This window comes from Ammoniphilus soli, assembly GCF_040813775.1.
Genome location: NZ_JBEGDL010000001.1, coordinates 356,123 through 374,335, shown reverse-complemented (window position 1 = coordinate 374,335; position 18,213 = coordinate 356,123). Strand labels below are relative to the sequence as shown.

The following is an 18,213-nucleotide window of genomic DNA, read 5'->3' as shown; positions in this document are numbered from 1 at the left end:
TTTTTCTTTGCTTGGATACATCTTCATAAAAAAAGAACCTCACCACATAAGCGGCGAGGTAAATGGAGGAGTCTTTCGCGTCGAGTACACTATACTATACGCATCATACGAAGCGGATGAAGTAAGGCAAATCCCCATTTTTGCGCCTATTTTAGCGCCTCTTATAATCCGAACGCATTGGTATAGTGCTCAAGCTTATTTGCTTTTCCGCTGGCAGGGTCGAGGGTAATGGAAATGACATCGAACCTCATCAGGCGATCTTCTAGCTTATTTCGAGTGAGGTAAAGCTGAGCAAACCGAATAAGCCTTTTTTGCTTCTGAAGTGTAACTTGTTCAAATCCTTTCCCATACCTTTCATTCGAGCGCGCCTTCACCTCAACAAAAATAATCACGCTGTCTAACTGTGCCACCACATCCATCTCGCACCGCAACATCCGAACGTTCCGATCTAGAATTTGATAACCACGGTCTTTTAAGAAAAGAACCGCCATATCCTCTCCATAACGCCCTTGTTGAACTGAATTAAATGTCATGATTCTCCCCTGGCCTTTCTCTCCATCCGATAAACACTTGCCAAAATTTCAGCAACAATCTGGAATAATTCCGGCGGAATCTGCTGATGGAGTTCGATTTTGGAGAGCAGTTCTATCAATGCTTTATCCTCTTGTATAGGAATTCCATGCTCCTGCGCTTTTTTTATTATGGAATCCGCAATCTCGCCTTTTCCCTTCGCTGACACTATTGGAGCTTCATACTCTCCTGTAGAATAGGTGATGGCTGCAGCTCTTTTGATAGGTTTTTGCTCATTCGTCATATACGAAAATCGACCCCTTTATAAGGCATAGCTAGTCCTTTGGGTAACATACGAGCGCCGGGTTCTTTATCCTTTGGTAAGGTGATCTTCACGGATGAAAGACGATAGCCTTGTGCTTGTAAAGAACGTTGAAGCTCCTGCTTAAAATCTAGCAAATGGGCTGTTAGCCTCTTTTCCTCCCCATGGAATTCCACACCCACCATCCGCTCAATAATCCTAACATCCAGCAACAAGTTGCCCAAATGAGGAAACTGCAAATAAAAAAGCAGTCGGCAGTTATCAGGATCCAATTCTCCATTTGGCTTCTTCTTTCCTTCAACCTGTGCGAAGGCATGCTCGAACGGCAAGAACGGAATATGCAAAATAAGCTGTTGGAATACGGATTCTGATGGAGCCAGAAAAAGCTGCTGACCCGTAACAAAAGAAAGAAGCTTCGCTGAGGACTCCAAAGGCAGCGCATCCTTTAATTGCAATAAAATTGATTTCAATGAATCGTTTTCTAGCGGTTGCTCCCTACCGATTTGGTTTTCCCAATGAACACCGATTTCATGAAACCACCTGGCCAGGTCAGGACCCGACCTTATAGGATCTGATCGGAACTGCAACAAGCTATCTAACTTCATTTGCAATTTTTCCAATAGGTTTTCCGTTTGCTCATTGGATGGTTCTGCTTTCCAATGTCTCACTTCATTTTTCAGCTCGTTCATTAAGTCGATGATATCGGATCCGAAAAGGAACGCGGATAAACCTTGAATAACATCTCTGGCTAAGGGTATCTCCCTTTTCAACGCGACTAACGTTGCCTCGACGATGTTCTGGTCTATTCCCAGTTCTCGCAGTAGTTCTTTGAGCTGGTAGATATGCTCTTTGGATAATGGGATTTGTTCGTTGACGATCCGCTCCAACAACATTTTGTGTTCCGGATTGTCTCCCAAACCAAGAGATCTTGCCAGGGACAATAAAGGATCGTCCTTTTGGGAACTTTTCCCCTCATCGGCGAGTAGTTTCAATACAACCTTTCCTTGATTTGCCTGAACCTGAAACCATGCTTTATCCCCTGGCCTTAACGATGCTTCCAGCCGGGACACGACCTTTATCTTTTCCAATTGCACAATAGCTTGGCTGCCCGGCAATAATTCGAGTACTTTTCCTTTCAGAATTTGTCCAGGCCTGATCTCCATTGATGCTCCCGCTAATGCAGAGGGATTCTGCAATATACGATGAATCAGAGCACCATTAATCATAATACCCATTCCTTTACCCCGCCAAAGGACTTCCGATGGAGAAGACAAGGACCAAACTGGGCGATGGCAGACAAATGTTCAGGTGTCCCATAGCCTGCATTACTGTCGAATCCGTACTGTGGATAAAGGGCCGCTGCCTCTTCCATCCAGCGATCCCTAGTCACCTTAGCTATAATAGAGGCCGCAGCAATCGAAGCACTTAAGCCATCGCCGCCGACTAAAGCTAATTGGGGAACCGGAAACTGTTTGACCTCCAATCCGTCAACTAAACAGATGTCAGGCTGATGAGAAAGACTTGCTACACAACTGCGCATGACTTTCATCGTGGCTTGGTAGATATTCATGTGATCGATTTCTTCTGGAGAGGCAAAAGCCACGGAATATGATACCGCTTGATCGACGATTACTTCATAGTAGCTTTCTCTTAAAGCAGGAGAGACTTTTTTCGAGTCATTTAACCCGATGAGCTTAAAATCTTCCGGTAGAATGACGGCGGCTGCCACTACAGGACCAGCAAGGGGGCCTCTCCCGACCTCATCCACGCCAGCTATAGAACGATAGCCTAGAGTCCTCAGACGTCTTTCTTGAGTCGTCATGTGGACCCAATGCTCTTCAAGAAGACGCTGGCGGTCAATCTTTTTTTGATGCTGAGTGAGGAGTTGCTTGACTCCTTGCCGGGTATCGGAAGCTAGTGTTTGCCATACGGATGGATCCAGTTCCTCACTTTCCAGTAGATTTTTGATTTCTTTTATCGTAAGTGTATGTATATGATTCATGATGTTTCGTTCCTTTCCGGCGGCTGTTAATGATTTCATGGGTAAGATAAGGGAATATTCTTCCGTTATAAAGATCTTCCCTTCGAACTTTCCTGATATAAAGGAAGTTTGTTCCCTTATCTTTCTCCCGACATAAGCATTGATCGTCTCGGTCGGAGATCCGTAAGCCCTACCAATGAATCCACAAAAAAAACGCACAGGTCATCGACCCATACGTTCATTGTATCATGTTTCAGCTAGTTCCGATCGCAGGAGATCAATGGAGAATTGGTCATCCGGTCGTTCTAAGGAAATTAGTCCCATTTTGCCGGAACGAAGCTCCCGAAGGATGAGCTGGGCTACTTTATCGTAATCCACTTGACCTCTTCCCATGATGCATCCGCGTTTTCTTCCAATCTCCTCCAGAAGCTCGATTCGATCTTCTGGAATGTCTTCCATTTTAAAGCGATCAGTTAATTGCTCAGGGTAATACATTCGCAGATATTCGGTGACAAAAAGGGCTACTTCTCCAACATCCAAGATTTCATCCTTAATCGCACCGCTTGCTGCCAATCTGTACCCGACTAGCGGGTCTTCGAATTTCGGCCACAAAATGCCTGGAGTATCCAGAAGATCTAGACCATCCGTCATCTTGACCCACTGCTGGGATTTGGTAACCGCAGGGCGATCTCCTGTTTGAGCGACTTTTTTCCCGGCCAGGCGATTGATCAAGGAAGACTTTCCTACGTTGGGAATACCCAGGATCATTACCCGCACCGCGCGGTCATTCATACCTTTGGCTCGACGCTTCTCCATGATCGGCTCTACAAGCTTCCTGCACTGATCAGGAATCTTATGGACCCCTTTTCCGGATAAAGCATCGATCCCCATGGCAGTGAGCTGTTTTGAGCGGAAATACTCAATCCATTGATCTGTTACCTTTTGATCAGCCAGATCAGTCTTATTTAAAAGCACTAACCTCGGTTTATCCTTTACGATCTCATCTATCATCGGGTTCCGACTGGAAAGCGGCAATCTTGCATCAAGCAGCTCGATTACCACATCAATCAGTTTCAGTTTTTCCGTAACCTGTCTGCGGGCCTTTGCCATATGCCCCGGAAACCACTGAATGGTCATAACTAGTCACCTGCTTATTTGTCTGTTTTATTCGGAAAGCGGAAATCAGTCAATGGCCAAAAAACGACGTCAGCCCTTCCTACGACCGTATCTAACGGTACCGTTCCGATAGCACGGCTGTCTTTACTATTTCTTCTATTATCCCCCATTACAAAGATTTCACCCTCTGGAACATCAATGGGTCCAAAATCTCCGGTTAGAGGGTAGCCTTCCGCAAGGGCTTGTTGTTTAAATTCATCCAGATAGGGTTCATCCACAGGCTGATCATTGATATACAATTGATCTGCCTTCATTTCGATTTTATCTCCGCCAACTGCAATGACCCTCTTGATATAATCTCTTTCCGCCGTAGCATGGAATACGATAATATCTCCACGGGATGGTTCCTGGATGAAATAAATTAACTTTGTAACAATAAGCCGCTCTCTATCGTGTAAGGTTGGCATCATTGAGGTTCCATCCACGACAAAAGGAGCAAATAAGAAGGAACGAATGACAAAGGCCAGAACGACAGCAATGGCCAAGGCCTTCAGCCATTCCCACACTTCATTTTTAGGCTTTTCTTGCTGGACCGCTTGTTCTTGTTGGTTGGTTTCTTGTTGATCCATTCCTTCTCCTCCCTATAGGCTGTATGTATTGATTATATGTAATCTTTTCAGGTACAATTAGCAATATTCCAAGAAGCTGAAAAAAGGAGCTTGTCCCCAAGCTCCTTTCAGCCTTATTTGCGAATGCGATCTTTGATACGAGCTGCCTTACCCACACGCTCACGCAAGTAGTAAAGCTTCGCACGACGAACTTTACCATAGCGAATCACTTCGATCTTTTCGATCTTGGGAGAATGCAATGGCAATGTACGTTCAACACCTACTCCGTAAGAGATCTTACGTGCAGTGAAAGTTTCACTTACTCCAGTTCCGCGGCGCTTGATAACAACACCTTCGAATAGCTGGATACGCTCGCGCTGTCCCTCGATAACCTTAAGGTGAATACGAACTGTGTCACCAGGTCGAAACGCAGGAATGTCAGACTTCAAGTGTTCTTGAGTAATTTCGCGAAGAATTTGCTTCATAGTAATTTCCTCCTTCCAACCAGCGTTCATATCGTGAGGAAAGAGCGAATGTCTTCTCAGCGACAGCGGACCACCGTAATACGGGCAAAAAGCCCAACAAAAAGCATTTTATCACATATTAACGAGGAGATCAACCCTTGCGTCTAACTATTTTTGTTCTTCCTTCCTTATCTCATCCAATAGCTTCGTCAGCTCAGGATTTTCCGCTAAAATACGATCTAGCATATCCGGCCTTCTCTGCAAGGTCCGCTTTAGCGATTCTTTTTTTCTCCACTCCTCAATTTTTGCATGATGGCCAGAAAGGAGAATTTCGGGTACCTTCCATCCCCTAAACTCTGCGGGGCGAGTATAATGGGGGTGTTCTAGCAACCCTGTACTGAAGGAATCCGTGTGCGCAGACACTTCATTGCCGAGTGCCCCTGGCAAAAGTCTGACGATGCTGTCTATAATCGTCATAGCCGGCAGTTCCCCGCCCGTTAGGATAAAGTCCCCAATCGAAATTTCATCTGTGATCAAGTATTGGCGAATCCGTTCGTCATAGCCCTCGTAATGACCGCATAAAAAAATGAGATGCTCTTCTTTTGCAAGCTCTTCCGCCTTTTTTTGGGTATACCTTTCTCCTTGGGGACACATCAGAATCACTCTGGGCTTTTTCTCTGTGTCTTCGGTTAAGGACTCTACCGCATGAAACAGGGGCTCAGGCCGCAGGACCATACCCGCACCGCCACCGTAAGGATAATCATCCACCTGGCCGTGTTTATTCACCGAGAACTCACGAAAATTGAGGGTACGAAATGAAACAAGACCTTTTTCGGCCGCTTTACCTACAATACTCGTTCCCAGGACCCCTGTAAACATCTCCGGAAATAAGGTTAAGATGTCGATTTGCACTTACATCAACCCTTCCATGATATGAGCCGTCACCTTTTGATTCGGTATATCTACCTCAAGAATACATTCTTCAATAAAAGGCAAAAGGACCTCTTTTCCTTCCTCTGTTTCAACTGCCCACACATCATTTGCTCCCGTGGTAATGATCTCTTTTACAACGCCTAGCTTATTTCCTTGATCCGTCCAGACTTCACAGCCTATGATATCATCATAGTAAAACTCATCTTCTTCTAAATCCATTCGCTGATCTTCCGGGACCTTTAGAGTACCACCCTTATATTTCTCAACATCATTGATGTTCCCATATTCCTTAAACTTTACGATATATGTATTCTTATGAAGCCTTGCTGTCTCTACCGTCACATTTAAAGGCTCTCCTACGCTGCCGTGAAACAATAATAGCTTGCTGCCCTTTCGATATCGCTCCTCAGGAAAATCCGTAACGGAGTGAATTTTGAGCTCTCCCTTAATCCCATGAGTATTTACGATTTTTCCAACATCATAATAGCGCGCCGTCATGATTTCACGCCTCCTTCTCGAATCTCGATGACAATTCCGTCACGTACAACAATTTCCGATTTGCCAATTAGTTTATCCCAATGGTCGCCGATGTTTACTTCAACTTCCCCCTCCAATTGGGAATGGACTATTTCGCTTTCGTCCGGCAAAAGCGAAAGCTGATGAAGCATCTCGGTATATTGCTTCACTTTATCTTTGCGCGCTTTTTCCTCTTTTTGAAGCCTGTCTTGCACAATCTTTTGGGCATCAGGGCCTTTTCTTAAAGCCTCTTGAATCCATTTCTTACTCTGAAAATGAAGCTGTTCTAATTCCACTTCGTATTTGCGGATAAACCCTTCGTATTCTTCCCGTAATTCGCTTCGGAGGTCAGGGGTCAAAACCATTTTCAGCAATACGGTACGCTTCAGCTTCATAAGCCGTCCTCCTTGAAAAGCTTAAAAAGCTGGGAATTCCATAACGGCATCCCAGCTTCCTGAACATTATACTATATCGATCGTAACACGCTTATTTTCCTTCACAGCTGCCGCATTGACAACCGAACGCAACGCCTTGGCGACACGCCCCTGTTTGCCAATGACTTTTCCCATGTCTTCTGCATGGACGGACAGCTCATAAACGGTAAGGCGATCTTTTTCGACTTCATTGATGCGTACTTCCTCAGGGTGATCTACTAGCGCTTTGGCAATAACCTCAATCAATGGCTTCATGCTAAGCTTTCCCTCCCTAAAGGATCAATTACTTTTGGTATTTTGCTTCGTGAACTTGCTTCAAGATACCAGCCTTGCTGAACAGGTTGCGAACAGTATCTGTAGGTTGAGCTCCTGTCAACATCCACTTTACTGCTTTTTCCTGATCAATGTTTACTACTGCAGGTTGAGCAACTGGATTATAGTATCCGATTTCTTCGATGAAACGGCCATCACGAGGAGAACGGGAATCAGCCACTACTACACGATAGAAAGGAGTTTTCTTTGCACCCATACGCTTTAAACGAATTTTTACTGCCATAATAATCTTGCCTCCTAAGTAAATTGTTATAGTTTGCTTGTTACATATTCTTCTATTCCAGGAATAAAGCCTGTACTAAGGCATAAAAGGGAATTTAAACATTCCTTTCCCTTTTTTCTTCTTGGCTTGATCGGCCATCTTACCAAACTGCTTCATCATCTTCCGCATATCTTCAAACTGCTTAATGAAGCGGTTGACTTCCTGAACCGTTGTCCCGCTTCCTTTAGCAATGCGCTTCTTGCGGCTAGCACTCTTTAAGATCTCTGGATTTTGCTTTTCTTCAGTCGTCATCGACTTGACAATCGCTTCGACTCGATTGATTGCCTTGTCATCAATCTTAAGATCCTTCATTCCCTTTACCTTGTTCATTCCGGGAATCATTCCAAGCAAATCTTCCAGAGGCCCCATTTTTCGAACCTGGGTCATCTGCTCAAGGAAATCTTCAAACGTAAATTCCGCTTTGCGCAGCTTTCGCTCCATTTCCTTGGCCTTATCCTGATCCACAGCCTCTTGTGCCTTCTCGATTAGGGATAGCACATCGCCCATCCCCAAAATTCTGGAAGCCATACGGTCAGGGTGGAATGGCTCCAGGGCATCCATCTTCTCGCCCATCCCCGCAAACTTGATCGGCTTTCCTGTTACAGCTTTAACCGATAAGGCGGCACCACCTCGGGTATCCCCGTCAAGTTTTGTTAATACAACTCCGGTAAGCTCCAGTTGACTGTTAAAGCTTTCTGCCACATTCACGGCATCCTGCCCCGTCATCGCATCAACGACAAGCAAAATCTCGTGGGGGTTCACAGAAGCCCTTATATCCTTCAACTCGTCCATCAGCTTTTCATCAATATGAAGTCTCCCGGCGGTATCAATGAGGACGTAATCATGATGATCGGTCTTTGCCTTTTCGATCGCCTGTTTTGCAATTTCGACAGGACTGACTTGATCACCCAAAGAAAAAACAGGAACCTTTAATTGTTCACCTAACACCTGTAGCTGCTTAATGGCAGCAGGGCGATAAATATCTCCTGCAACGAGAAGAGGCTTTCGGTTTTGCTTGAGAAGATGTTTAGCAAGCTTCCCCGTTGTTGTGGTTTTCCCTGCCCCTTGCAAACCAACCATCATTACAACAGTTGGCGGCTTATTGGCGTGGGCTATTTTGCTTTGCGTTCCGCCCATAAGCTCCGTCAGCTCATCATTGACGACTTTAATGACTTGCTGACCTGGACTCAAAGATTTAAGAACCTCTTGTCCAATAGCTCTTTCCTTCACCTTGGCCACAAAATCCTTGACCACTTTAAAATTGACATCAGCTTCCAACAAGGCAAGGCGGACTTCCCGCATCATCTCGTTGACATCGTCTTCTGTCACTTTCCCTCTGCCCCGCAACCGGTCAAAAGTTGCCTGCAGTCGATTGGCTAAACCTTCAAAGGCCATGTTATGCCTCCTCATTCCATTCCAACTCAGCCAGTTCCTTAACTAAAGCACGAATACTCTCCACATCCCAGCCCTGGGATTCAGCATCCACTAAGTCAAGAAGGCGGCTTATCCGCGAATGTCTTTCTTCATGCCGAGACAACAACTGAAGTTTGTTCTCATATTGTTCCAGAACGGCTTCCGTTCGCTTCACCTGGTCGTATACTGCTTGACGAGTCACTTCCATAATTTCAGCAATTTCACTCAAGGTAAGATCTTCCCTATAGTACATCTCGAGGAACTGCCTCGGCCGGTCCTTGAGCAAAGGTCCATAAAAATCGAATAATAAGTTTACCCGATTTGTTTTCTCGAGCATTGGATTCCCCTAAAATTGAAGTCAAGAAAATATCTTTACAGGAATCTATAATACCTATCCAACAGGCCAATGTCAAGAAAAAAACTTTACGCCAATTAAACCGTTTCCTCTGCTTCCGTTTCGTCCATAAAGCCTGTAAACAGGGCGTGGATAAACTGTTCCGGATCAAAGGGCTGCAAGTCGTCCATTTTTTCTCCCAAACCAACATATTTCACAGGCGTTTTCAGCTCATTGCTAATCGCAATCACGATTCCGCCTTTGGCCGTACCATCCAGCTTCGTCAAGACAATGCCTGAGACCTTGGTTGCTTCACCAAACGCCCTGGCTTGATTCATCGCATTTTGACCCGTAGTGGCATCTAGAACAAGCAGGGTTTCGTGAGGGGCATCCGGAATCTCGCGAGCAATGACTCGATAAACCTTGTTGAGTTCCTCCATCAAATTGACCTTGTTCTGCAGCCTTCCTGCCGTATCACAGAGGAGAATATCCGCCCCTCTTGAACGAGCAGCCTGTATTCCGTCATAAACCACTGCTGCTGGATCCGCACCGGCCTGGTGCTTCACCACGTCCACACCGACGCGCTGGCCCCATACTTCCAACTGTTCAATAGCGCCTGCGCGGAAGGTATCACCGGCTGCCAATAGCACCTTCTTGCCTTGCTGCTTAAACATATGCGCCATTTTGCCAATGGTTGTGGTTTTTCCTACGCCATTGACCCCTACAAACATGATGATGTTTAAGCGACCTTCCTGGATATTCAGCGAATAGTCCGCTGTATTTTCCTTGAACAGGCCCACCAGCTTCTCGGAAATTAAAGGTTTTAATTGGGCTGCATCTTCAATACGCTGCTTTTTTACTTCCTTGCGGAGCTCGTCCACCAGCTCCATTACGGTATTGACCCCAACATCGGCAGAAATTAGAATTTCTTCCAGCTCTTCAAAGAACTCTTCATCAATCTTCTTATAGCGGCGAACAAGATTTTCTACCTTGCCCACCACAGCCTCCCGCGTTTTCGTTAAGCCATCTTTAAACTTGACCGTAACTTCTTCTGTTTTTAGTGAAATCTTGTCTTTTAGCTTTTTAAAAAAGTTCACGCAGAACCCTCCATATTCATCAGTTATCCAATCTTTAAGCTGTTTCTGAAACAAACGAAGACTTATCCTCTAATTTGACAGAGACAAGCTTGGATACGCCAAACTCCTGCATGGTGACGCCATACAGCACGTCAGCTCCCTCCATGGTCCCTTTGCGATGCGTAACGCAAATAAACTGGGTTTGCCCGCTAAACTGGCGCAAATACTCAGCAAAGCGATAAACATTCGCATCATCCAAAGCAGCTTCCACTTCATCCAGTACACAGAAGGGAACGGGCTTGACTCGCAGGATAGCAAATAGCAAGGCTATCGCCGTTAAGGCCTTCTCTCCCCCCGATAGCAGGGCAAGATTCTGAAGCTTCTTGCCCGGAGGCTGGGCAACGATATCTATTCCGGTCGTCAGGACCTGACTGGGATCAGACAGCTGTAAGTCCGCTCGGCCACCGACAAACAAATGGGTAAAGACTTGCTGAAACTCAGCCCGAATTTGCTCGAAGGTCTCCAGGAATCTTCTTGACATCTCTTCTTCGATATCCCGAATAACCTTGTAAAGGGTTTCCTTGGCTTCCTCTAAGTCGCGGCTTTGGCCAGTTAGGAAATTGAGCCTTTCTGACTGCCTATCATATTCATCTATGGCGCCAATGTTTACCGCTCCCAGTCCCTGAATCTGTTTCTTTAATAGGTTAACCTGTTCCGCTGTCGCCTTCGGATCTTCTGGAAGAGCAAACCTTTCTTTGGCCAATTCATAGGTTAGCTCGTATTCCTCTTGCAGCTTTTGCAATACATTATCCAACTCTACGTCATAGCGACCTGCCTTCATTTCTTCCTTATGCAGACGATCTTCCAAATCCTTAATTTGCTTTCGGCTTCCTTTTGCCTCCGCTTCCAGCTTTTCAATTTGCTGCAGCGTCTCGGTCCGCTCTTGCTTAATGCGGATAATTTGCTTGCTGACGGCTTCTTTCTCGGCGCGGTATTTTTGGATCAACTGATCTAGCTGTTCCTCACTTTCCATGTTGCCTTCCATGAGATCAGCCAAGTTTTTGACATATCCTTCTCCGTTATTCCATTCGGAACGCTGGGTATCCAACTCTTCCTGCAATCTTTGAATAATGGCTTTTCCAGCTTCTTGCTGCTTGCGCAGTTCAGCAGATCTTACTTTTAATTCGGTAATTACCTGCGCATGTTCTTCCTTGCTATGCTGAAGATTGGAGCGGTGTGTCTCGATATCGCTAATTTGCTTCTTCAAGGCCACCTCTTCTGCCTCGTGCTCCTTTAATTGCTTGGCAAGTAAGTTTTGACGATCCTGATGGAACTGCTTTTCGTCTAGGATCGTTTTCAATTCATGCTCAAGCACTTTATTTCGTTCACTAAAGTTACGAGCCTCCATTTCGATTTGGTTAAGGAGGCCTTTGGCTTCTTGCTCCTGAATCCTCCTTTGCTCCCCTTGAATCCGAAGCTCTTCCTGCTGCTGTTGGATATCCTTTAGCTCATCGGCAAGCTTAGCCAGCGAAAACACGAGATCCTGCCGGGTACCTTTGGCAAGCTGCAGGGCTTGTTCCAGCTCCTCCAATTGCCGGGATCGACCTAGCAGGTTTGTGCTTTTCTGTTGAATCGTTCCTCCCGTCATCGCTCCCCCAGGATTGACAACATCCCCATCCAGGGTCACAAACCGATATCTGTATCCTGTTTTTCGGGCTGCCATATTCGCCTGTTCCAAGGTTTCTGTCACGATGACCGAACCCAGCAAATTTTCACTAATATGGCGGTATTTGGGATCACATTCTACCAGATCAGAAGCTACCCCCACAATCCCCTGGTTCTTTCGCAGCAAAGACTCATCTTGGCCGGAAATGCGTCGGGAACGTATCACATCAAGCGGTAAAAAAGTCGCCCGGCCGAGACGATTTTCCTTTAGCCAAAGAATGGCTTTTCTTCCTGCAGCTTCATTGTCTACAACCACATGCTGCAATGCCCCTCCTAGAGCTACCTCCAACGCAGTCTCATATTGGGATGGAACGGATAACAGCTCCGCGATGGCCCCCTGTATTCCCGTAAATCCTTTTTCTCTTGCCTTTAAAATTTCCTTTACCCCTTGCATAAATCCAGTAAACGCAGATTGCATTTCTTGCAGTACATCTCTTCTGGAGGACATGGATTCTATTTTCTGTTCGAGCTTTTGCAAGGCGCTTGCCTGCTCTTCTTTCTCAGCTTGCTTCTCTCGTTGCTTTAAAACAATCTCTTTGTAGGCAGTAATGGATTGGTCAATAGCCGATGTCGTCAGATCGAGCTTGCTCTGCGCATCTTTCATTTTTAGATCCACTTGGTTTTGCTGGCTTGCCAAATCCAGGAGTTGCTCTTGGAGCCGCTCTTTTTTCCTTAAGGTCTGCTCAATCGCCTGTTCACAGTGCCGGAGATCATTTTTCGTAGATGCCACTTGATTCAGCAACTCGATATAATCGCTTTTCAGCTGCTCCACATCGGTTTCCAAGCCCTTGGTTACCTCACTCAACAAGCCTTCTTGAGCCTTAAGCTGAAGCTGTACCGCTTTCCAGTCCGTTTCCAGCTGAACAAGAAGCTCTTTTTCGGTCTCCAGCTGCTTGGTAAGCTCTTCCATGCGAACCTGAAGCTGTGCTTGTTTTTCCACTGCTAATTTATGGTTTTCCCGGACGTTCTTCTTTCGTTCCCGAAGGACTTCTCTTTTTCCCTCGTTTTTTTCTACTTCCTCACTCACCTTCAACAAGTTGACCTGCCACTTTTCCAGCTGTTCGTCCTGCTCACTCATTTTCCAGCGCCAACTGGAAAGCTGGGCATCAATGGCACTTAGCTCCGAGGAGCTTACAGCATGCTGCTCCTTGAGATGAATAACTTGTTTCTTCGTTTCATTCCAAAGATCATTCAGATTTTCGATTTGATAGACATATAGGCCAATTTCCTGTTGTTTGAGTTGTTCTTGTAAGGAAAGATAATGTTTGGCTTTATCCGCTTGTTCTTTCAACGGCTCAATCTGATCGGATATTTCGGAAACGATGTCTGAAATTCGAACCAGATTGGCTTCCGTTTCATCCAGCTTTTTTTCAGCTTCCTTCTTGCGTGCCTTATACTTTACAATGCCGGCTGCTTCTTCAATAATTCCTCTTCGGTCTTCCGATTTTGTACTTAAGATTTCCTCAATTCTGCCTTGACCAATGATCGAATAGGCTTCTTTCCCTACTCCTGTATCCATAAATAATTCAATGATGTCTCGAAGTCGGCAGGATTGCTTGTTGATGTAATATTCACTATCTCCAGACCTATACACCCTGCGCGAGATCGTAACCTCGCTATAATCAATCTTTAGCGTATGGTCGGAGTTATCTAACGTTAGGGAAACTTCACAGTAATTCACAGGTTTGCGCGCATCACTCCCTGCGAAGATAATATCTTCCATTTTGCTTCCGCGAAGGGATTTTGCGCTTTGTTCCCCCAATACCCAGCGAATCGAATCGGATATGTTGCTTTTTCCGCTCCCGTTTGGTCCTACGACAGCCGTTACCCCTGGCACAAACTCCAGCTCCGTCCGGTTGGCAAAGGATTTAAAGCCTATAAGTTCTAGGCGCTTTAAATACATGTCCCTTCCCCCTAACCCAGTTTGCTCTCTCTCAGATGATCCTTCTCCTGGACTTGAATTATTTTATCATACTTTAACCCAAAGAAGACAAAGAACCCAGTTAATGCTTAACTGGATTCTAACGATGACAAGCGATATAGAATGGAGTATCCGTCTTTTCCGATGCATTGGATCTCATGCCGCATGGCTGTGGGATCAAGGACAAGCTGAGGAGCCAAGGTTTCATAGTGCTGCTGGAATTTCTTCCAGTTCATGCCACGCAGCCCGCGTACAGCTGTTTCATCGGCAGGGTGAATCACCAACCGCTCCACACCGTGAGGCCTTTCTTCTGCTATTTTCTTTAACAGCCTATGGAAAAGCTCAGCTTCAACCAACTGACGGAAAGAAGGGTGAAACGGACCTGCGATAATAGTCCCTTCCGAGCGCAGATCCTCTGAAGAGTGCAGGCCTATGCGGATAACAGGAATATTCGCCTTCATAAACAAAACCCACATGCTGGCCACCATATCTACGGCTTCTTCTACCGTGAGCGGCGTATACTGCTTTGTCCGATATTGCCGCTCCAATTCTGTTCCTGCAATGACCAGAGCAGGATAGATCCGAACAAAATCCGGCTGCAAGGATATGGCTTGTCTCGTGGTCTGCAAAGCAATTTCCTTCGTATCCCCCGGCAAGCCCGGCAGCAACTGCAAGCCAACTTGCACCTGAGGATATTTCCGTATAATTTGTACCGCTTTTTCTACCTGAGCCGCAGTGTGTCCCCGTTGAGAAAGCTCGAGTACCGTGTCATCGAGGGACTGTGTCCCTAATTCAATAGCCGTTACGCCAAAGGGCAAGATGAACTCCATAATATGGTCAGCTATATAGTCAGGTCGGGTAGAGAAGCGTATCCCCTGAACAAGGCCAGCATCAATATACTCTTTCGCAACACCTAACAGCATTTTTTGGTAGGATCGTGGCAAACCGGTAAAGCTGCCTCCAAAAAAAGCAATTTCAACATATACGCCTTCCGCGATGGTGGCTAAATGTTGTTCAATCGTTTGCCGGACTTGTTCTTCAGTAAGCCTCTCTTCCCGCTTTTGCCCTGTAATCCTGGACTGGTTGCAAAACGTACAGTCTTTAGGGCAACCTTGATGGGGAACAAATAGAGCAATTCGTCGATGAATCATCTGAACGTTTCCCTTTCCTCATCGCTTGATGCCAAGTTTTTCGATAGCCACAGCTGCTGCATGCTGTTCCGCTTCCTTTTTGGAGCGCCCTTTCCCTGCCCCCATCGATATGCCGTTCAGCAATACCTCAGAAACGAACTCTCGATTATGGGCGGGGCCTTTTTCTTCAATAATGCGGTAAGAGATCTCTCCCAAATTATCATGCTGGACATGCTCCTGAAGCTGGCTTTTATAATCGGTTACCTTCATAAACTCTCCCCGGTCCACGGAGGGAAACACAAACTGGTTAAGGAAGCTTGTCACAGTCGGCAATCCTTGGTCCAAGTAAAGCGCGCCGATAAAGGCTTCGAAACAATCCGCTAAAAGTGCTGGCCGTTGTCTTCCTCCCGTCATTTCCTCCCCTTTGCCCAACAGCACCAATTTTCCAAACTGCAAGGATTCGGCAAAACGAACGAGTGATGGTTCACAGACGATAGCCGCACGCAGCTTCGTCATCTCCCCTTCAGACATCTTAGGAAAGTGGGTGAATAAAAACTGCGAAACGGTCAGCTCAAGAACGGCATCCCCTAAAAACTCCAAACGTTCATTGTCCTGAAAAGGCTTCCCCCGATGTTCATTGACGTACGAGGAATGGGTAAACGCCTGTTTCATGAGCTTTTCATTATTAAATTGGATTCCGATTGTATTTTGTAATTGTTGAAAGTCCACGTTATTCCACCTAAATATTACTCTTCAAACTTTTTAATGATAATGGTTGCATTGTGTCCGCCGAAACCAAGGGAATTGGACAACGTCACATTGACCTTAGCCTTTCTTGCCACATTCGGTACATAATCTAAGTCACAATCCGGATCTGGAGTCTCATAATTAATCGTAGGAGGAATAATTTGCTCCTGAATGGCCTTCACGCACGCGATTGCTTCAATGGCTCCGGCTGCCCCAAGCAAATGTCCCGTCATCGATTTGGTTGAGCTTACGGCAACTTTGTAGGCGTGATCTCCAAGCGCCGCTTTAATGGCCATCGTTTCAAACTTGTCATTGTATTCCGTCGATGTGCCATGGGCATTAATATAATCAATATCTTCAGGATTAATACCTGCATCCCGAATAGCCATGTTCATGCACCGAGCCGCTCCTTCCCCTTCTGGAGCCGGCATGGTCAAGTGATGGGCGTCTCCGCTCATCCCATAACCCACAATCTCTGCCAAGATGTTTGCCCCGCGCTGTTTCGCGTGCTCGAGTGACTCCAGGACAAGAACACCCGATCCCTCGCCCATGACGAATCCGTCACGATCCAGGTCAAATGGGCGGCTAGCCTTTTGGGGTTCGTCATTTCTTGTCGACATCGCTTTAGCTGAACAGAACCCAGCCAAGCCAGTAGGACGAATGGTTGCTTCCGAACCGCCTGCAAACATGACATCGGCTTCTCCGCGCTGAATGATCTTAAAAGCATCCCCGATCGAATTGGTTCCTGTGGCACAAGCTGTAACAGCCGCGCTGTTTGGCCCTTTTGCCCCTAAAATGATGGAGACCAGGCCAGATCCCATATTCGCAATCATCATAGGAATAAAAAATGGACTGACTCGCTTCGGTCCCTTCTCTAAAAGGGTACGATGCTGGTCTTCGAAGGTACCCAGGCCTCCGATGCCTGAACCCACATAAACCCCAACACGATCACGGTTTACTTCTTCCATATTCAGTCCAGCATTTTCCATCGCTAACTTAGCTGCTGCAATGGCGAATTGAACAAAGCGATCTGTTCTCTTCACTTCTTTCTTATCCATAAATTCTTCCGGGTTAAAATCCTTCACTTCCGCCGCAATGCGTGTCGGATAGTCGGAAACATCAAAAGCTGTAATATGATCAACGCCGGACTTTCCGGCCAATAAATTCTCCCAAAATTCCTCAACCGATTTCCCGATTGGAGAGATGACACCCATACCGGTAATGACAACTCGATTTTTCATCCTATCACCTCAAAATACCATTCTTGGAATAATGAAACCTTGAAACTTAAAGGAAAGTCCCGTCATGATGAACGGGACTTTCGTGATTATTTGTGGGACTTTATGTATTCCACTACATCGCCCACAGTGGAGATTTTTTCTGCATCCTCATCAGAGATTTCCATGTCGAATTCGTCTTCCAATTCCATAACCAATTCAACAACATCTAGAGAGTCCGCTCCCAAATCTTCTTTAAAAGAAGCTGTTAACGTGATAGCTGATTCATCCACACCAAGGCGATCAATAATGATCTTTTTCACTCTTTCCAAGATATCGTCTGCCATTACCTTCACCTCCTCTCAGGTATTATACTTAAACTTCGTATGGAAAACTAGTCCAAGCCTCAAAAAATTCCTTAACCCATGTACATTCCGCCATCCACGTGGAAAGTTTGTCCAGTAATGTAAGACGATTGATCAGAGGCCAAGAAACGGACCATCTGAGCAATGTCTTCCGGCTTGCCCAATCGCCCAAGCGGGATCTGATTCATCAAGCCGGATTGAATCTCTTCGCTCAGCTTAGCTGTCATATCGGTTTCAATAAAGCCCGGGGCCACAGCATTTACTGTAATTCCCCTGCTTGCGAGCTCTCTGGCTACCGATTTGGTTAACCCGATAACTCCAGCTTTTGCGGCTACATAGTTAGCTTGTCCAGCATTCCCTAAGGCTGCTACAACAGAGGAAATGTTGATGATTCTACCCGAGCGCTGCTTCATCATGGGCCGTGTAACGGCTTTGATGCAGTTGTATACGCCCTTCAGATTCGTGGCAATCACATCATCCCATTCATCATCTTTCATTCTCATCAGCAAATTATCTCGAGTAATTCCTGCATTATTGACAAGAACATCGACTCGTCCAAATGCTTCAATCGTTTGCTGAATCAACTGGGCTACTTGCTCGCTGTCGGCCACATCAGCCTGAACGACTAGAGCTTTTCTTCCCAGCTTTTCGATTTCACTCGCTACTTCTCTTGCCGCTTGCTCACTTCCCGCATAGTTCACAACGACATCAGCCCCGGATTCAGCCAGCGCCAAAGCAATGGAACGCCCTATACCTCGTGATGCCCCTGTAACGACAGCTACCTTGTTTTGTACCATCCCTATCAC

The 18,213-nt window shown here is 46.0% G+C and carries 21 protein-coding genes; all 21 read right to left on the bottom strand.

Translation table 11 applies throughout. From position 1 onward, the window contains the following. Positions 1 to 161 precede the first annotated feature (161 nt). The 21 genes from ABLT31_RS01990 to fabG all read right to left on the bottom strand — a co-directional run bounded on the left by ABLT31_RS01990 (position 162) and on the right by fabG (position 18,204). On the bottom strand, positions 162 to 533 hold the full coding sequence (locus ABLT31_RS01990; RefSeq protein ID WP_367748184.1) for a YraN family protein: 372 nt from the start codon (positions 531 to 533) through the stop codon (positions 162 to 164). Continuing rightward, positions 530 to 814, bottom strand: coding sequence for an EscU/YscU/HrcU family type III secretion system export apparatus switch protein (locus tag ABLT31_RS01985; RefSeq protein ID WP_367748181.1), 285 nt, complete (start codon positions 812 to 814; stop codon positions 530 to 532). The genes ABLT31_RS01990 and ABLT31_RS01985 overlap by 4 nt, the downstream gene beginning before the upstream one ends. Beyond that, the gene (locus ABLT31_RS01980; RefSeq protein WP_367748178.1) at positions 811 to 2,067 is read right to left on the bottom strand and encodes a hypothetical protein; all 1,257 of its coding nucleotides are present in this window, start codon (positions 2,065 to 2,067) and stop codon (positions 811 to 813) included. Before ABLT31_RS01980 ends, ABLT31_RS01985 begins: the two co-directional genes overlap by 4 nt. Continuing rightward, positions 2,055 to 2,873: a ribonuclease HII gene (locus tag ABLT31_RS01975; RefSeq protein ID WP_367748175.1), complete on the bottom strand. Its 819-nt coding sequence runs from the start codon at positions 2,871 to 2,873 to the stop codon at positions 2,055 to 2,057. The genes ABLT31_RS01980 and ABLT31_RS01975 overlap by 13 nt, the downstream gene beginning before the upstream one ends. Before the next feature lie 186 nt (positions 2,874 to 3,059). Continuing rightward, entirely contained in the window at positions 3,060 to 3,950 is an 891-nt protein-coding gene (ylqF, locus tag ABLT31_RS01970; RefSeq protein ID WP_367748172.1) for a ribosome biogenesis GTPase YlqF, read from the bottom strand. A gap of 14 nt (positions 3,951 to 3,964) precedes the next feature. Then, on the bottom strand, positions 3,965 to 4,558 hold the full coding sequence (lepB, locus tag ABLT31_RS01965) for a signal peptidase I (RefSeq protein ID WP_367748169.1): 594 nt from the start codon (positions 4,556 to 4,558) through the stop codon (positions 3,965 to 3,967). Positions 4,559 to 4,671: 113 nt separating this feature from the next. Next, positions 4,672 to 5,022: a 50S ribosomal protein L19 gene (gene rplS, locus ABLT31_RS01960; RefSeq protein WP_367748166.1), complete on the bottom strand. Its 351-nt coding sequence runs from the start codon at positions 5,020 to 5,022 to the stop codon at positions 4,672 to 4,674. A 147-nt stretch (positions 5,023 to 5,169) separates the two neighbouring features. Beyond that, positions 5,170 to 5,913, bottom strand: a complete 744-nt coding sequence (gene trmD / locus ABLT31_RS01955; RefSeq protein WP_367748163.1) for a tRNA (guanosine(37)-N1)-methyltransferase TrmD — start codon at positions 5,911 to 5,913, stop codon at positions 5,170 to 5,172. Next, a complete protein-coding gene (gene rimM, locus ABLT31_RS01950; RefSeq protein WP_367748161.1) occupies positions 5,914 to 6,432 on the bottom strand; it encodes a ribosome maturation factor RimM in 519 nt (172 codons plus the stop codon). Continuing rightward, the gene (locus tag ABLT31_RS01945) at positions 6,429 to 6,845 is read right to left on the bottom strand and encodes a YlqD family protein (protein ID WP_367748159.1); all 417 of its coding nucleotides are present in this window, start codon (positions 6,843 to 6,845) and stop codon (positions 6,429 to 6,431) included. The genes rimM and ABLT31_RS01945 overlap by 4 nt, the downstream gene beginning before the upstream one ends. A gap of 66 nt (positions 6,846 to 6,911) precedes the next feature. Continuing rightward, positions 6,912 to 7,139 (bottom strand): KH domain-containing protein, encoded by a 228-nt coding sequence (locus ABLT31_RS01940; protein ID WP_367748156.1) that lies wholly within the window; start codon positions 7,137 to 7,139, stop codon positions 6,912 to 6,914. 28 nt (positions 7,140 to 7,167) lie between these two features. Next, a complete protein-coding gene (gene rpsP, locus ABLT31_RS01935; RefSeq protein WP_129197063.1) occupies positions 7,168 to 7,440 on the bottom strand; it encodes a 30S ribosomal protein S16 in 273 nt (90 codons plus the stop codon). Between the two features lie 75 nt (positions 7,441 to 7,515). Then, positions 7,516 to 8,874: a signal recognition particle protein gene (gene ffh, locus ABLT31_RS01930; RefSeq protein ID WP_367748153.1), complete on the bottom strand. Its 1,359-nt coding sequence runs from the start codon at positions 8,872 to 8,874 to the stop codon at positions 7,516 to 7,518. 1 nt (position 8,875) lies between these two features. Beyond that, on the bottom strand, positions 8,876 to 9,229 hold the full coding sequence (gene ylxM, locus ABLT31_RS01925) for a YlxM family DNA-binding protein (protein ID WP_367748150.1): 354 nt from the start codon (positions 9,227 to 9,229) through the stop codon (positions 8,876 to 8,878). Between the two features lie 95 nt (positions 9,230 to 9,324). Beyond that, positions 9,325 to 10,323 carry a signal recognition particle-docking protein FtsY gene (gene ftsY / locus ABLT31_RS01920; protein ID WP_367748148.1) on the bottom strand — a complete coding sequence of 333 codons (999 nt, stop codon included), beginning with the start codon at positions 10,321 to 10,323 and terminating at the stop codon, positions 9,325 to 9,327. 34 nt (positions 10,324 to 10,357) lie between these two features. Further along, positions 10,358 to 13,930, bottom strand: coding sequence for a chromosome segregation protein SMC (smc, locus tag ABLT31_RS01915; RefSeq protein ID WP_367748145.1), 3,573 nt, complete (start codon positions 13,928 to 13,930; stop codon positions 10,358 to 10,360). Between the two features lie 107 nt (positions 13,931 to 14,037). After that, complete coding sequence (locus ABLT31_RS01910; RefSeq protein WP_367748142.1) at positions 14,038 to 15,099, bottom strand: elongator complex protein 3; 1,062 nt, start codon at positions 15,097 to 15,099, stop codon at positions 14,038 to 14,040. A gap of 18 nt (positions 15,100 to 15,117) precedes the next feature. Then, positions 15,118 to 15,807 carry a ribonuclease III gene (rnc, locus tag ABLT31_RS01905; RefSeq protein WP_367748139.1) on the bottom strand — a complete coding sequence of 230 codons (690 nt, stop codon included), beginning with the start codon at positions 15,805 to 15,807 and terminating at the stop codon, positions 15,118 to 15,120. 17 nt (positions 15,808 to 15,824) lie between these two features. Beyond that, positions 15,825 to 17,066, bottom strand: coding sequence for a beta-ketoacyl-ACP synthase II (gene fabF, locus ABLT31_RS01900; RefSeq protein WP_367748136.1), 1,242 nt, complete (start codon positions 17,064 to 17,066; stop codon positions 15,825 to 15,827). 86 nt (positions 17,067 to 17,152) lie between these two features. Beyond that, positions 17,153 to 17,389: an acyl carrier protein gene (acpP, locus tag ABLT31_RS01895; RefSeq protein ID WP_129197046.1), complete on the bottom strand. Its 237-nt coding sequence runs from the start codon at positions 17,387 to 17,389 to the stop codon at positions 17,153 to 17,155. A gap of 71 nt (positions 17,390 to 17,460) precedes the next feature. Then, the gene (gene fabG, locus ABLT31_RS01890) at positions 17,461 to 18,204 is read right to left on the bottom strand and encodes a 3-oxoacyl-[acyl-carrier-protein] reductase (protein ID WP_367748131.1); all 744 of its coding nucleotides are present in this window, start codon (positions 18,202 to 18,204) and stop codon (positions 17,461 to 17,463) included. Between the last annotated feature and the right edge of the window lie 9 nt (positions 18,205 to 18,213).